Annotated in this window: 14 protein-coding genes; 7 read left to right on the top strand and 7 right to left on the bottom strand. The window is 64.2% G+C overall.

The window, feature by feature from the left end; all coding sequences use genetic code 11:
• Positions 1–2: 2 nt before the first annotated feature.
• The 4 genes from BMY68_RS07085 (at position 3) to BMY68_RS07070 (ending at position 3483) form a co-directional block, all read left to right on the top strand.
• Positions 3–1355 (top strand): c-type cytochrome, encoded by a 1353-nt coding sequence (locus BMY68_RS07085; RefSeq protein WP_085530855.1) that lies wholly within the window; start codon positions 3–5, stop codon positions 1353–1355.
• A gap of 81 nt (positions 1356–1436) precedes the next feature.
• Positions 1437–2459 (top strand): XdhC family protein, encoded by a 1023-nt coding sequence (locus BMY68_RS07080; RefSeq protein WP_085530856.1) that lies wholly within the window; start codon positions 1437–1439, stop codon positions 2457–2459.
• Positions 2460–2573: 114 nt separating this feature from the next.
• Positions 2574–2969 (top strand): hypothetical protein, encoded by a 396-nt coding sequence (locus BMY68_RS07075; RefSeq protein ID WP_085531561.1) that lies wholly within the window; start codon positions 2574–2576, stop codon positions 2967–2969.
• 106 nt (positions 2970–3075) lie between these two features.
• The gene (locus tag BMY68_RS07070) at positions 3076–3483 is read left to right on the top strand and encodes a hypothetical protein (protein WP_085530857.1); all 408 of its coding nucleotides are present in this window, start codon (positions 3076–3078) and stop codon (positions 3481–3483) included.
• Positions 3484–3873: 390 nt separating this feature from the next.
• Here BMY68_RS07070 and BMY68_RS07065 read toward each other — a convergent pair whose 3' ends face one another.
• The 3 genes from BMY68_RS07065 to BMY68_RS07055 all read right to left on the bottom strand — a co-directional run bounded on the left by BMY68_RS07065 (position 3874) and on the right by BMY68_RS07055 (position 7340).
• Entirely contained in the window at positions 3874–5262 is a 1389-nt protein-coding gene (locus BMY68_RS07065; RefSeq protein ID WP_085530858.1) for an MBL fold metallo-hydrolase RNA specificity domain-containing protein, read from the bottom strand.
• 97 nt (positions 5263–5359) lie between these two features.
• Complete coding sequence (locus tag BMY68_RS07060; RefSeq protein WP_085530859.1) at positions 5360–6280, bottom strand: universal stress protein; 921 nt, start codon at positions 6278–6280, stop codon at positions 5360–5362.
• 169 nt (positions 6281–6449) lie between these two features.
• Positions 6450–7340 carry a universal stress protein gene (locus tag BMY68_RS07055; RefSeq protein WP_085530860.1) on the bottom strand — a complete coding sequence of 297 codons (891 nt, stop codon included), beginning with the start codon at positions 7338–7340 and terminating at the stop codon, positions 6450–6452.
• A 329-nt stretch (positions 7341–7669) separates the two neighbouring features.
• On the opposite strand from BMY68_RS07055, the gene fnr reads away from it, so the two are divergent.
• Positions 7670–8416, top strand: a complete 747-nt coding sequence (fnr, locus tag BMY68_RS07050) for a fumarate/nitrate reduction transcriptional regulator Fnr (RefSeq protein WP_085530861.1) — start codon at positions 7670–7672, stop codon at positions 8414–8416.
• A 23-nt stretch (positions 8417–8439) separates the two neighbouring features.
• Positions 8440–9423: a zinc-dependent alcohol dehydrogenase family protein gene (locus tag BMY68_RS07045; protein ID WP_085530862.1), complete on the top strand. Its 984-nt coding sequence runs from the start codon at positions 8440–8442 to the stop codon at positions 9421–9423.
• Positions 9424–9435: 12 nt separating this feature from the next.
• On the opposite strand, the gene BMY68_RS07040 is transcribed toward BMY68_RS07045, so the two are convergent.
• Positions 9436–10332: a universal stress protein gene (locus BMY68_RS07040; RefSeq protein WP_085530863.1), complete on the bottom strand. Its 897-nt coding sequence runs from the start codon at positions 10330–10332 to the stop codon at positions 9436–9438.
• Between the two features lie 222 nt (positions 10333–10554).
• On the opposite strand from BMY68_RS07040, the gene BMY68_RS07035 reads away from it, so the two are divergent.
• Positions 10555–11118 carry a GNAT family N-acetyltransferase gene (locus tag BMY68_RS07035; protein WP_009043857.1) on the top strand — a complete coding sequence of 188 codons (564 nt, stop codon included), beginning with the start codon at positions 10555–10557 and terminating at the stop codon, positions 11116–11118.
• Between the two features lie 60 nt (positions 11119–11178).
• Here the strand turns inward: BMY68_RS07035 and BMY68_RS07030 are convergent, their stop codons facing one another.
• The 3 genes from BMY68_RS07030 to BMY68_RS07015 form a co-directional block, all read right to left on the bottom strand.
• The gene (locus BMY68_RS07030) at positions 11179–12096 is read right to left on the bottom strand and encodes a universal stress protein (protein WP_085530864.1); all 918 of its coding nucleotides are present in this window, start codon (positions 12094–12096) and stop codon (positions 11179–11181) included.
• Positions 12097–12202: 106 nt separating this feature from the next.
• Positions 12203–12415 carry a hypothetical protein gene (locus tag BMY68_RS07025; RefSeq protein WP_092160416.1) on the bottom strand — a complete coding sequence of 71 codons (213 nt, stop codon included), beginning with the start codon at positions 12413–12415 and terminating at the stop codon, positions 12203–12205.
• 327 nt (positions 12416–12742) lie between these two features.
• A complete protein-coding gene (locus BMY68_RS07015) occupies positions 12743–13816 on the bottom strand; it encodes an NAD(P)-dependent alcohol dehydrogenase (protein WP_085530865.1) in 1074 nt (357 codons plus the stop codon).
• Between the last annotated feature and the right edge of the window lie 132 nt (positions 13817–13948).

The following is a 13948-nucleotide window of genomic DNA, read 5'->3' as shown; positions in this document are numbered from 1 at the left end:
CCATGAATAACAGCCGATTCGCAAGAACCGCAGGCTGGCTGGCCTTGCCGTGCCTGGTCGCGGCAGGCCTGCTGGCCTGGTATGTCACCCGCGAGCCCGCCTCGCCCTTCGAGCAGGAACAGGCCGCGGCGACCCGCTTCGACCCCGCCTTGGTGAGCCGCGGCGAGTACGTCGCCCGGGTCAGCGATTGCGTGGCCTGCCACAGCCTGCCGGGCAAGGCGCCCTTTGCCGGCGGCCTGGAAATGGCCACGCCGCTGGGCGCCATCCACGCCACCAACGTCACCCCCGACCGGGACACCGGCATCGGCGCCTACAGCCTGGCCGACTTCGACCGCGCCGTGCGCCATGGCGTCGCCCCGGGTGGCCGGCGGCTCTACCCGGCCATGCCCTACCCGTCCTACGTCAAGCTCAGCGACGATGACATGCGCGCGCTGTACGCGTTCTTCATGAAAGGCGTGCAACCGGCCAGCCAGCCCAACGTCCCCAGCGCTATCCCCTGGCCGCTGAACATGCGCTGGCCTATCGCACTGTGGAACGGCCTGTTCGCCCCGAGCACGCCCTACGCGGCCAAACCAGAGCAGGATGCGTTGTGGAACCGCGGCGCCTACATCGTCCAGGGGCCGGGCCACTGCGGCAGCTGCCACACCCCGCGCGGCCTGGCGTTCAACGAGAAGGCCCTGGATGAGTCCGGCGCGCCGTTCCTCGCCGGCGCCCTGCTCGATGGCTGGTATGCGCCGAGCCTGCGCCAGGACGCCAACACCGGCCTGGGCCGCTGGAGCGAGCCGCAGATCGTGCAGTTCCTCAAGACCGGGCGTAACCAGCACGCGGTGGTCTACGGCTCGATGACCGAGGCGTTCAACAACTCCACCCAGTTCATGGCCGACGAGGACCTGGCCGCGATCGCCCGCTACCTCAAGTCGCTACCCGGCGATCCGCAGCGCGACGGCGCGCCCTGGCAGTACCAGGCCGTGTCCGCCGCCACCCGCCTGGACAGCCCCGGAGCCCATACCTACGTGACCCGATGCGCCTCCTGCCACGGCCTGGACGGCCAGGGCCAGGCCGAGTGGATGCCGCCTTTGGCGGGCGCCACTTCGGCACTGGCCAAGGAGAACGCGTCGGCGATCAACATCACCCTCAACGGCTCGCAGCGCGTGGTCGCCGCCGGCGTGCCGGATGCCTACCGCATGCCGGCCTTCCGCGAGCAATTGTCGGACCGGGAAATCGCCGAGGTCCTGAGCTTCGTGCGCGGCACCTGGGGCAATTCGGGTGGCGCGGTCGATGCGCAAGCGGTCGGTAAGCTGCGCGGGCATACCGACCCGGCCAGCAGCAGCCCGATCATCCTGCACATGCGCTGAAAGAAGGAGTGAGGTGCTGGCGATCCCCCTGGCCAGGAGCGGATCCGCCAGCAGCCCCTCCCCTGAACAACCGAGGTCCCCATGGAAAGCATCGATCTACTGGTCCTGAGCACCGCCCATGACTGGCTCCAGGCCGGCCATCGCGTGTTGCTCGCCACCGTGGCCCGCACCTGGGGCTCCTCGCCCCGTCCCGTGGGCTCGATGATGGCCCTGCGCGGCGATGGTCGGGTGGTCGGCAGCGTGTCGGGAGGTTGCATCGAGGACGACCTGATCCACCGCTACACCAACGCCTACGATGGCAGCGGCCTGCCCGACGGGCCGCCGCAAGTGGTGCGCTACGGCATCAGCGCCGACGAAGCGCACCGCTTTGGCCTGCCCTGTGGCGGCACCCTGGAACTGATCCTCGAATTCACCCCATCGAGGGATGCCCTCGAACAGCTGCTGGCCCAACTCAACGCCGGCAAGCTGGTGCGCCGCAGCCTGGACCTGGGCAGCGGCCAAGTGTCCCTGACCATCAGCGCCACTCCGGAGCAGTTCATCTTCGATGGCCGGCAGATGCTCAACACCCTGGGCCCCGGCTACCGCCTGCTGCTGATCGGGGCCGGCGCGCTGGCCGAATACCTGGCGACCATGGCGTTGTTCAATGGCTTCCGGGTCGCGGTCTGCGACCCCCGCCCCGAATACATCGGCGGCTGGAACGTGGCGGGCGTGGAGCAGTTGGTCGGCATGCCGGACGATGTGGTACGGGCCTTCGCCCCGGACCTGCGCACTTGCATCGTCGCCGTCAGCCACGACCCCAAGCTCGACGACCTGGCCCTGCTCGAGGCCCTGCACAGCCCGGCCTTCTACATCGGCGCCATCGGTTCGCGGCGCAACAGCCAGCTGCGCCGCGAGCGCCTGATCGAACACTTCGGCGAAACCGAAGCCTCGCTCCAGCGCCTGCACGGCCCCATCGGCATCTACATCGGCAGCAAGACCCCCGCCGAGATCGCCGTGAGCGTCATGGCCGAGATCCTCGCCGCCAAGAACGCTGTCGCCCTGCCCCGTACCCTTGACGTTTCGAACGCCAAGCAGGCCCGCGAGCAAGAGGCGCCCGTGGCCTGATCGATACAGCCGCTTCGGCGGTCAATCGCCGAAATTTGATTTTGATCAAATTCTCCACTGCCTTGCTGGCTAGACTGAAAACCGATACGACGTCATAAGTCGAGGTTGTACTTCATGTCCTGGTTCCGCCGTCATCGCCAACGCCTGTTGCACCTCACCCTCATGGTATGGGTGTTGGCCATGGGCGTGATGGCCATCCAGGGCTGCCTGGTACAGGCGAATCACGATCTGGCCGCGCCACATAATGTCGAGCAGCATGTGGCGGATGACCATGCCCTTCACAGCAGTGGTTGCCTGAAAAACTGTGAGGACACGGTCACGGCGATAAAACCTGCATTGCAGCATCCAGCATTGGACGCCCTCCAGTGGGCCGCCCTCTTGCTGTTAACTGCGGCAGTCATAAGGGTGCTCGATCCGGCGAAAGTATCCTCCTTTGCCGCTCTTGCACTGAAGCGCCCCGCCCCTCCGAAAGAACCGGCTCGCCTGACTTTCGTCCGTTTCAACAATTAACCCCCCTGGTTAAAAAGTGCCAGCGCACGGGTCGCTCCGTTTTGCTGCGCCACTTTTCGCGCCTCTGTCCTTGCTGCTTATTCCCTCACGAGTTCAGGAGTTCATCATGCACAAGCATTCAACATTCGTTCTAGCTGCCGTCTTGGCTGGCGGGGCACTCATGGCCTCTGCCGAGGATGCGCATCACCCGGCCGATGCACCAGGCAGCGCAATCGAGAGCACCGCACCGACGCCGGCGGCCATGACTGAAGCCATGACCGAGCAGATGGAGAAAATGCAGGCTGCCCATGACAAGGCCGCAGCAGCCAAAACGCCCGCCGAGCGCCAGGCCGCCCTGCAAGAAGGCATGAAAGCGCTGAAGAACAGCATGGCCATGATGAGCAAGGAGCAGGGGTCCATGGGATGCATGGAGATGTCTGGAGCCAAGGACGGCGCAGGCAAAGGCATGATGGACATAATGATGCAGATGATGGAGCAGCAGTCGTCGATGATGGACATGCCAATGAAAAAGTGAAAGGCAATCGTCGTACCTGCGCAATGCAACGCAGCTCATCGAGCTTCGGCTGGCGTTGGGGGGCATGGCTACATTAAAAGCGATGAATCTCCAACGTTGCCCGCCCGGTCCACGGCACGATCTGGATAAAGGCTTCGAAGAGCGGACGCTGAGGCTCGTCCGGCAAGGCCCTGGCAAGACACATCGGCTTGGCCGAAGTGCAAGGGCAGAGGGATGTGCCAGTCGTGATCAGGCATGGATGGATGCCTCCCTGGGTAAGTTCGGGAGGAGTATCGGTGGCGTTTCTTAATGGAATCTGAAGGTGGCGAAACGATCCGGCAGGACGGCTGGGGCGACTTGAAGCCGGGCCAGTTTGCCCCTTGCCGGGAAACCGGCAAGGGCTTTTTGTTGTCAGGACGGCAGATGTGGGGGCTGGTCGATGGGAGAAAGCTCGACGCTGTCACGGTACTCCGGCACCGAGACCGACCATCCCAGCTCCTGACTGATACGGCGGCGCAGCACGTCCGAGGCGTTGGGTTCGCCGTGCACCACAAAGGTGTGTTTCGGCGGCCGCTTGAACCCGCGCAACCACTGCATGATTTCATCGGCGTCGGCGTGCGCGGACAAGGTTTCCATGGGCACTACTTCGGCGCGGATCGGCACATCCTTGCCGTGGATACGCACCGACTCGGCGCCCGCGACAATCTGCGCGCCGCGGGTGCCGCCGGCCTGGAAGCCCGGAACCAGCAACGTATTGATCGGGTTGGGGGCCAGTGCCTTGAGGTGGTGAACCACCCGGCCACCCGTAGCCATGCCACTGGCGGCGATGATCACCGCGGGCGTGCGCTGCAGATCCAGGTTGATCGATTCCTGGGTGGTGCGCACGAAATGCGCGACATGGCACATGCCTTCGCACTCCTCCTGGGAGAGGCGGTGCTCGCTGCGAAAACGCTGGTACAGGCGCGTGACATCGGTGGCCATGGGGCTGTTGAGGTAGATCGGCAGGTCTGGGATCGCACGCCGCTGTAGCAGCCGGTACAGGTGATACATCAGCAATTGCGCGCGCCCGACCGCAAACGACGGTACCAGGGTGATGCCACGGCGCATCGCGGTTCGGCTGATGACCTGTGCCAATTGCTCCTCCGGCGACTCGACAGGGTGCCGACGGTCGCCATAGGTCGACTCCACCAGCAGATAATCGGCCTGTTCGATGATTTCCGGGGCGAACATCAAAGGGTCGTTGGGTCGCCCCAGGTCCCCGGAGCACACCAGCGTGACGCCGCCGGCCACGACTTCCACCGTGGCCGCGCCAAGAATATGCCCGGCGCAGCGCAACTGGATGCTCATTCCCGGAAGGATATCGACCCGATGGTGCATCTCCAGCGGCCGCAGCAGCTTCAGGGCGCGTTCCGCATCCTGCTCGGTATAGAGCGGCAGCGCCGGGGTGTGTTTCGAGTAGCCATGGCGATTGGCGAACTCGGCCTCTTCCTCCTGCAGGCGGCCACTGTCGCGCAACAGGATTTTCACCAGCTCACAGGTGGCGGCCGTGGCATACACCGGGCCTCGGTAACCGTTGCGCGCCAATACCGGCAGGTAGCCGCTGTGATCCAGGTGGGCATGGGTCAGGACGATGGCGTCCAGCTCGCGAACCGGTAGCTGGAACGGGTCCCAGTTATGCAGGCGCAATTGCTTGTAGCCTTGGAACAGACCGCAATCGATCAACACGTGCTGGCCTTCATGCTCCAGCAGGTACTTGCTGCCGGTGACCGTGCCGGCCGCGCCGAGAAATGACATTCGCATGGCTGTCTCCTTGAACCTTCATGGGAGGGCTATTGATCGCTCCTTTCGCCCTGGCGACCGTTGACTTTTATCAACCGTGGCTGTGCCCGCGATCATTTCAGCCGGCCTCGGCGGGCGGCTTGACCAGCATCAGGCTGCAGGGGGCATGGTGCAGCAGGTTCTCGGCGGTACTGCCGACGAAAACCTCGCCCCCCTGGCGGCAGGCCGTGCCCAGCACGACCATGTCGAACACGTTCCTGCGAGCGAAATGGCCGATCACCTGATGGGGAATGCCGGCCAACAGATGTCGGTGTTTCTGCTCAACCCCATAACGTTCGGCAAGCAGATCGAAGGCCTCTTGCTGGGCATCGTTGACCGCATCGCGCAAGCTGCCGTCCAGGCTCGAGGTCGGCACACTCATCACCGCGTCGCCCACCACCGACCAGTTGCTGACATTGAGCAGGTGCAAGGTCGCGCCGCAGGACGTTGCCAGCGTCGAGGCCAGGTCGAGAATCCGTTCGTTGAGCCCATGGGTCAGGGCTTCCAGGTGGGACAGGTCGATGGCGGCGAGGATCTTCAGCGGCTTGGGGTTTTCCGCACTGCTGACCAGGTGCAAGAAAGCGGGACAATCCCGCAACAGCAGCCAGTCCAGAGGCCGATGGAAGACCCGGTCGAGTGCCGGCACCCGTTGCACATCCTTGATCAGCAGGTCCGGATGGAAGTCGTTCACGTACTCAAGCACGTGGGCCGGGCTCAACCTGGCCCAGACCACTTCAGTGGTCACCCGCAAGCCCTCGCAGCGTTGAAAGCGCGCCTGCTGTTCGAGCCAGTGGCGGTGCACCTGCAGGTAACCTTCCCGGGCCTGGCTCATGGCGTCGTGGTCGAACAGGCCGGCCACCGCCAGCGCGTTGACATGATCGAAAGCGACAATGTGCAACATCGCACCGGTTGCGCTGGCCAGCGCCAACGCCCGGTCGAACGCCGGGGTGCGGGTCATCTCGATTGGGGCAATGAGCAATAAACGCTGAATTCTCAACATCGCACACCTCGTCCTGGTAACGCTTCACCTGCCTTACCGCAAGCCCGGCTTCCTGCCAGAGCCTTCGTACCCTTGCCGATGGGGCATCGGCGATGCGCGGCGTCTGGTCTCGGCCAGGGCCGCGCCCTTCTGCTCCTGCTCTGCCCGAAGCCTGCTCCGGCGCCCTCCCCTAGACCGCCAGAACGCTGCAAGGCACCTGATACAGAATATGTTCGATCGTGCTACCCACCAGCTTGGCCAGCCCGCGGGACTGGTTCCTGCCCATCACGATCACATCCACCTCCTGCGCGTGGGCAAACTCGCTCAGCACCGAGACGGGTGGGCCCTTGATGAAGTGCCGACACTCGGCAGGCACGCCAAAGCGCTCGGCCAGTCCGAGGAAGGATTGTTCCAGATCCTCGCGCAGCTTGCGGGTAAGGTCCGCCAGGGTCAGGCCGACGCCGCTCATATTTTCCAGAAAGGCCGCGGAGATATCACAGGCGTAAAGCAGGTGCAGCTCGGCATCGCACTGCAAAGCGAGACTGGAAGCCTCATGGATGATCCGCTCGTTGAGCTCGTTGTCCGCGGGCTTGGTGTCCGACACTTCGACCGCGGCCACGACTTTGCGCGGCAAGAGGCTGCCATTCCCGCCGGTCAGATACACCGGTATCGGGCAATGGCGCAGCAAGTGCCAGTCCAGGGGGGTGAAGAGCGCGCGCCTGAGCCGCGGCTCATGCTCTATCTGCTTGATCAACAGATCGGGCTGCATTTCCACGACATGGTCGAGGATGCCTTGCTGCATGTCATCGACCCATGCCACCTCCATCGTCACGGCCAGCCCCTGGCCACGCAAGTCTTCTACCTGGGCCTTGAGCCAGTCGCGATGGTCCTGCAAGTAACCTTCCCTGGCCTGTTTGCGGTCGCCCTCTTCGAGCAACCACAGAATATCCAGCGACCTCATCAAGGCCGCGATATGCAGGCTCGCACCGCTGGCCCGGGCCAGGGCTGCGGCGTGGTCTATGGCATGGGAATGGCGTTGAGCCGGGTTGATGATCAGCAACAACCGTTGGTACTGGCTCATGATCGACCTCCAGACAGGTGGGCTTCGATGCCAGGTGCCCGTTGATGAAGGCAGCTGTTGCGCCTTCGCGGGATCGGCATCAGTGTCGACCCAGACTCCTCCTTGCGCGCCTCCAGGGTTCTGATCTATGTCAGATCCCCGCGCGAGGCGCCGAAAAACGCCCCTGCGCAGATAAACCTGAGCACCCACCCCTGGCGTATCCTGCCTGTGCCCGATGAGGGAGCAGGTGTTTTTCCCCATTCGTCGCCTGCTTTTCGCCAGCAGCCGAGCGGCACGCCCTGGCAAGGCACAGGAACTATGCTTCACCCACCTGGAAAGGGGTCCATGGTATGCCAGACGCCCGAACGTATCCCAACCCTCATCTCAAGGCTGCATGCGCCAACTGCAGTGTCCTGGAACTGTGCCTGCCGCTTGGCCTGAGCGGGCCGGAGATCGAGCGTCTGGACACTCTGATCGTGCAACGCTTCAAGGTTAAAAAAGGCGCGGCCCTCTACCGTACAGGCGATCCCTTGCGCTCGCTGTATGCGGTCCGCATAGGCTCGTTCAAGACCAGCATGGTTTCAATCGACGGTCGAGAACAGGTCACCGGCTTTCAGATATCGGGCGAGATGCTTGGTCTGGATGCCATCAGTGCCGACGAACACGCCTGCAGTGCGTTCGCCCTTGAGGACAGCGAAGTCTGTCCCATCCACTTTGCTCAACTGGAGAAACTCGCCCAGGACTTGCCATCCTTGCAACACAGCCTGAACAAACTCCTGAGCCGAGAGATCGTGCGCGATCACAGCATGTTGATGCTGATGGGCAACATGAACTCCGACGAACGCCTGGCGGCCTTCCTGCTGAACCTGTCGCAACGCCTGAGCCTGCGTGGCTACTCGTCCAGGGACTTCATCCTGAAGATGCGCCGCGAGGAGATCGGCTCCTACCTGGGGCTGAGGCTGGAAACCATTTGCCGGGGCATCGCGCACCTGCGGGACCAGGGGCTGGTGGAAATTTCCGGGCGGGAAGTCAAGGTCCTGAACCTGGAGGGGCTCAAGCAATTGGTCGCAGGTTGCCAGCGCTCGGCTCTGCGCTGACCCTGCACGCCCGGAGAATCGTCATGCGCGCCATGGTCCTGCATATTCCCGGCGAGCCGCTGCGACAGGAACAACGCCCGGTCCCGACACCCGGCCCCCAGCAACTGCTGATCAAGGTCCTGGCCTGCGGCGTCTGCCGCACCGACCTGCACCTGGTCGATGGCGAGTTGCCCCAGGCGCTGCTGCCACGGGTGCCGGGCCATGAAATCGTTGGCCAGGTGACCGCGGTGGGTGCCGACGTCGCGCCCGGCTGGATCGGCCAGCGAGTGGGCGTTCCGTGGCTCGGCTGGACATGCGGCGAATGCGCGTTCTGCCGCACGGGCCGGGAAAACCTGTGCGACCAGGCGCAATTTACCGGCTGTCACCTGGACGGCGGCTACGCCGACTACACCCTCGCCGATGCCCGTTTCTGCCTGCCGATTCCCGAAGCGCTCTCGGCCACCCAGGCCGCGCCGTTGCTGTGTGCCGGGCTGATCGGTTTTCGGGCGCTGCGGATGGCCGGGAACCCGCGCCACCTGGGCCTCTACGGTTTCGGAGCGGCGGCGCACCTGGCGATTCAGGTGGCGTTGGGCCGGGGGCAGCAGGTGTATGCCTTCACCCGACCCGATGACCGCGCGGGCCAGGACTATGCCCGGTCACTGGGGGCCCGTTGGGCCGGTCCCTCGGATCAAGCACCGCCGCACCTGCTCGATGCCAGCCTGATCTTCGCCCCCGTCGGCCCGCTGGTGCCGGCGGCGCTGGCCGTCACGGTCAAGGGCGGCTGCGTGATTTGCGCCGGCATCCACATGAGCGACATCCCGGCATTCCCTTATCGACTGCTCTGGGGCGAACGCAGCGTGCGCTCGGTAGCCAACCTGACCCGTGAAGACGGCAGCGCGTTTTTCGCAGAACTGCAGCACACCCCCGTCCACTGCGACGTCACCTGCTTCGCCCTGGACGATGCCAATCAGGCACTGGAGCGCCTGCGGGCCGGTCAGTTCAACGGGGCGATCGTGCTCACCCCCTGACGCCCGAACCGTTCACCTGACCGCCAGAATACTGCCCGGCACCGAGTACAACGCCCGCTCGGTAGTGCTGCCGATCAAGCGGTCGATCCCCACCCGATGCACAGTCCCCATCACCACCACATCGGCCAGGTACTGCTCGACGAAATCGCCGATCGCAGGCACCGGCGGGCCCGACACGAAGTGCCGGCGTTCCGGCGCAATGGCGTAGCGCTCCGCCAGGCTGACAAACGCCAGGTGCAAGGACTCACGCAACTCCTCGACGACGTCCATGCCCCAGCCGCCGCTGACCAGCGGTGCATCGCCATTGAAGGCCGGCGACAGGTCATAGGCGTACAGCAGGTGCAGTGGCGCATCGCATTGCAGGGCCAGGGCGTTGGCCGTCTGGATGATGGTGTCGTTCAGGCCGCTGATCTGGGTTGGCGGATCGAATGGATCCACCGCCGCCACGACCCGGTGCGGCAACCCGTAACGGGCCTGATTGACCAGATGCACGGGAATCGGGCACTCACGCAGCAGATGGCAATCCAGGGGCGTGATGAACACCCGCTTGAGCAGCGGTTCCAGGCTGACGTCCTTGATCAGCAGGTCCGGACCGAGCTCCTCGACCGTCTTCAGGATGTCCAGCAGCGGATGGGTGGTGAACAGCACGTCGACCGTCGCCTCCAGCCCCAGGTCGCCGAGCCGCTGGGTCTCTTCGGCCACCCATCGGCGATGGCGACGCAGATAACGCTGATAGCCCGCCTCGTCGACTCTCTCTTCCCACAGATGCACCACCGGCGCCGGCTCGGCAAAGCCGCGTACATGCAGCACAGCCCCGCTGGCCTTGGCCAGCGCGACAGCCCGTAGCGAGGCTGGCGACTGATGCAGCGTTGGATCGGCGATCAGCAGCAAACGTTGGTAATGCCCCATCACACACCTCGCTCAGGCACCGGTCGAACAGGCCGGCATAGGCCAAGAGTGCGCCTTGTCCGCCGGCAAGCGCCTTGATGTACATCAGATCCCACTCGATGAGCGACGTCTGTCGCCGGTGTCTGATCCAGATCAGATCCGCCTGTCAGCAGCAGGGTAAAACGAAGTGAACCGCGTGCGCCCTGCCGCGCGGCCCCTTTCGGCCGTATGGAGAATCCCATCATGCTCACTGTCAAAAACCACAACGAACGGGCCGCCGCCGTCTACGCCGCGGTCCCCGGAGAACACTGGATCGAAACGCTGAAGGACGGCCACCATGTGCTGATCCGGCCACTGGCGGAAAAGGACCGCGAGCGGGAGTACGCCTTTATCAGGCGCCTGTCTCCCGAATCCAGGCACATGCGGTTCCTCGCCCAGATCAGCGACCCCAGTGGCGCCTTGCTCGATCAGTTGATGCACACCGACGGCAAGCAGCACATGGCGTACGTCGCGCTCGCTCACGAAAACGGACAACTGATCGAGATCGGTATCAGCCGCTACGCCGCCACGGGCGAGCACGAATGCGAATGCGCGGTAACCGTCGCCGACGAATGGACGCACCTGGGCCTGGGAACCTTGTTGATGGAGCATCTGATCAAGGCGGCCCGCAAGAACGGCTTTCGCCAGATGTATTCGGTCGACGCCGCCAGCAATGCGCCCATGCGCGACCTGGCCAAGGCCCTGGGTTTCGAACGGAGTCACGATCCCGACGACAGCCGCCAGGTCATCCATCGCCTCCACCTGTAAAACCAGCGCCCCGTGGCGTACCGGCCAGCGGGCCGCCACGGGCGATTCAACAATCCTCACTCAAAGCGTCTTGTCCGGTTTTATCGCCAGTACGCTGCACGGTGCCCGGTGCAAAAGCTGCTCGGCGGTGCTGCCCAAGAGTTTTTTCAGTCCCTTGTGCTGCACGGTTCCCATGACAATGACGTCAGTCCGGTGGGCAGTCGCAAAATCACAGATACACGACAGCGGCGTACCCTCGATGAAATGGCGACGCTCTGGAGGCACGCCATGGCGTTCGGCCAGCGCCGCGAATGCCTCGAATTGCGCCTCGCCCAACACTTCGTAGATCCCGACGCTCAGCGGCAGCACGCCAACCCCCATGTCCTGGGCATACACCGCGGCCCAGTCATACACATGCACCAGCTCGAGTGCCGCGGCACATTGCCCGGCCAGCTTTACCGCGGCGTCGATAATCTGGTCGTTGAACACCCTGTCCTGCTCATCGCTGCGCAGCACATCGACAATGGCCAGTACGTTGCGTGGCCGTGGGTTGAGGGCATTGGTCACCAGGTGCACCGGTACCGGACAGTCCCGTAGCAACTGCCAATCCAGCGGGGTGAAGAACACGCGCTTCAAGGCGGGCTCTTCTTCGGCATCCTTGACGATCAGGGCCAGGGGCATTTCATTGACGAAGTGCAGGATTTCTTCGAACGGATGCTGCACCCAGAGCACTTCGCGGGTGACCTCGATCCCCTGTTCGCTCATCGAGCGAGCCTGCTCGTCAAGCCATTGCCGATGGCTTTGCAGATACCCGTCCCGGGCCTGGGCGATCTGCTCGGGCGCGAACAGGCCGGCCACCGCCAGCGCCTGCAGATAATCGAAGGCCACGATATGCAAGGGTAACTGCATCGCCCGGACCAACGCCGCGGCGCGGTCGAATGCCGGTGTGCGGGTCATGGCGGGAGGGGCAATTAGCAGTAAACGCGGGGGCTGCGACATAAGGCACCTCGGCACGCGGCCATCTCAGAACACGGAATGGAATTGCAGATTGAGCGTTCCCGGGCCGGGTGACTTGATCTTTGTCAGCTACCCGAAGCGACGGGCTTCAGTACAACCAGATACCGGCCCACATCGCCAGCGGCAGCACGACCAGTGCGGCGATCAGCAGTACCAGCCCGTCGCGCATTTCCGCTTCGCTCAATTGACTGCGGGCGAAGTGATGCAACTTTTGTCGATACGTCAGCAGCCCCGCCATCGCCACGCCAATGGCAATCGCCAATTCCGGCGCCGTGCCTTCCAGGCCAAGGGTCGCGCTCATAGAGCCTCCCTGTGGACGAACCTTGCCGCCCTGGCCACGAGGGTTACTTCAGCAGGCCAGGGCAAGCCCCCTTCCTGGTAGCCGGAGCGGATCGGTCGCCGGCTGTCCGAGGGGGGGCCTCCGTCTGGCCAGGGCTGGTCGGCCAGGGATGCGGCGCATCGATGCGCGCCCGGAGTTGACCGACGAAAGCCGTCGCGGCTTCCAGGCTGCTGAAGCCCACTGTCAGGGCATCCATGTGCACGAGCCAGCCATGGCCTGTCGGTTTCGCTGTGATATCGATGATCATCGATCGCCTCCGCTCAAGCACCCGCGTCGCCCGGCCGGGCATCACGGGGTAATCGCCACCTTCATGACCCCGTCCCGCTGGTGAGCGAACAACTCATAGGCGGCTTCGATATCGTCGAGTTTGAAACGGTGGGTCACCAGCGGCGACAGATCGACCCCGCCGCTTTGCACCACCGCCATCAAGCGGCGCATGCGTTCTTTGCCGCCGGGGCACAGGGTGCTGACGATGCTGTAGTCGCCCAGCCCGGCGGCGAAGGCGTCGAGGGGAATGTGCAGGTCGCTGGAATAAACGCCGAGGCTGGACAACCGCCCGCCTGGCCTCAGCACGCGCAAGGCGGACTCAAAGGTGCCCTGGGTGCCCAGTGCTTCGATGGCCACGTCGACGCCACGGCCATCGGTCAACGCCATGATCTGCTCGACCACATTACCGTCCTTGAAGTTGACCAGATGGGTGGCACCCAGGCGTTTGGCGACCGTCATGCGCTCCGCCACGGCATCCACGCCGATGATCTGGCTGGCACCCTTGAGCCGCGCACCGGCTACCGCGCAGAGGCCGATCGGCCCCAGGGCGAATACCGCGACGGTGTCACCGATATTGACCTCGCCACGCTCTGCCCCGGAGAACCCGGTGGACATGATATCGGGGCACATCAGCACCTGTTCGTCGCTGAGGCCGTCGGGGATCGGGCACAGATTGGCCAGGGCATCCGGCACCAGCACGTACTCGGCCTGGCAGCCATCGATGCTGTTGCCGAACTTCCAGCCGCCGATGGCGCGAAAGCCATGGCGGGTGTCCGGGCCGTCCTGGGAAGCGCAACCGCACAAGCAGGCATAACTTTGCCCGCTGGGCGTGATGGCCCCGGCAATCACCCGCTGCCCCTCGACAAAACCGCGCACCTGCGAGCCCAGCCGCTCGATGATTCCCACCGGTTCATGACCGATGGTCAGGCCCTTGGCCACCGGGTACTCGCCCCGCAGGATGTGCACATCGGTGCCGCAGATCGTCGTCGTGGTGATACGCACCAGGGCATCCAGTGGCCCCACTTCGGGGATCGGCTTTTCATCGAGCACGATCCGGTTCTTTTCAACGAAAATTGCCGCTTTCATGGTGGCCATGACGATCCTCCAACCTTGAGCCCGCGCTTGAGTCCAGCAAGACTTTCAGGCTGCGCCGGGAGCAAGGGCCTGAGCTTGATCATGATCAATAATTCATCAATGGGCCCCTCGCGACTGACCACACGTCAGCTG

This window comes from Pseudomonas sp. NFACC41-3 (genome assembly GCF_900109505.1).
GTDB lineage: Bacteria > Pseudomonadota > Gammaproteobacteria > Pseudomonadales > Pseudomonadaceae > Aquipseudomonas > Aquipseudomonas chlororaphis.
The sequence above is the reverse complement of the archived record's forward strand: the minus strand, read 5'-3'. Positions and strand labels throughout refer to the sequence as shown.

Excerpts from the sequence above, each read along its gene's own strand:
- BMY68_RS07085 (WP_085530855.1), top strand. The coding sequence starts at position 3 with ATGAATAACAGCCGATTCGCAAGAACCGCAGGCTGGCTGGCCTTGCCG.
- BMY68_RS07080 (WP_085530856.1), top strand. The coding sequence starts at position 1,437 with ATGGAAAGCATCGATCTACTGGTCCTGAGCACCGCCCATGACTGGCTC.
- BMY68_RS07075 (WP_085531561.1), top strand. The coding sequence starts at position 2,574 with ATGTCCTGGTTCCGCCGTCATCGCCAACGCCTGTTGCACCTCACCCTC.
- BMY68_RS07070 (WP_085530857.1), top strand. The coding sequence starts at position 3,076 with ATGCACAAGCATTCAACATTCGTTCTAGCTGCCGTCTTGGCTGGCGGG.
- BMY68_RS07065 (WP_085530858.1), bottom strand. The coding sequence starts at position 5,262 with ATGCGAATGTCATTTCTCGGCGCGGCCGGCACGGTCACCGGCAGCAAG.
- BMY68_RS07060 (WP_085530859.1), bottom strand. The coding sequence starts at position 6,280 with ATGTTGAGAATTCAGCGTTTATTGCTCATTGCCCCAATCGAGATGACC.
- BMY68_RS07055 (WP_085530860.1), bottom strand. The coding sequence starts at position 7,340 with ATGAGCCAGTACCAACGGTTGTTGCTGATCATCAACCCGGCTCAACGC.
- fnr (WP_085530861.1), top strand. The coding sequence starts at position 7,670 with ATGCCAGACGCCCGAACGTATCCCAACCCTCATCTCAAGGCTGCATGC.
- BMY68_RS07045 (WP_085530862.1), top strand. The coding sequence starts at position 8,440 with ATGCGCGCCATGGTCCTGCATATTCCCGGCGAGCCGCTGCGACAGGAA.
- BMY68_RS07040 (WP_085530863.1), bottom strand. The coding sequence starts at position 10,332 with ATGGGGCATTACCAACGTTTGCTGCTGATCGCCGATCCAACGCTGCAT.
- BMY68_RS07035 (WP_009043857.1), top strand. The coding sequence starts at position 10,555 with ATGCTCACTGTCAAAAACCACAACGAACGGGCCGCCGCCGTCTACGCC.
- BMY68_RS07030 (WP_085530864.1), bottom strand. The coding sequence starts at position 12,096 with ATGTCGCAGCCCCCGCGTTTACTGCTAATTGCCCCTCCCGCCATGACC.
- BMY68_RS07025 (WP_092160416.1), bottom strand. The coding sequence starts at position 12,415 with ATGAGCGCGACCCTTGGCCTGGAAGGCACGGCGCCGGAATTGGCGATT.
- BMY68_RS07015 (WP_085530865.1), bottom strand. The coding sequence starts at position 13,816 with ATGGCCACCATGAAAGCGGCAATTTTCGTTGAAAAGAACCGGATCGTG.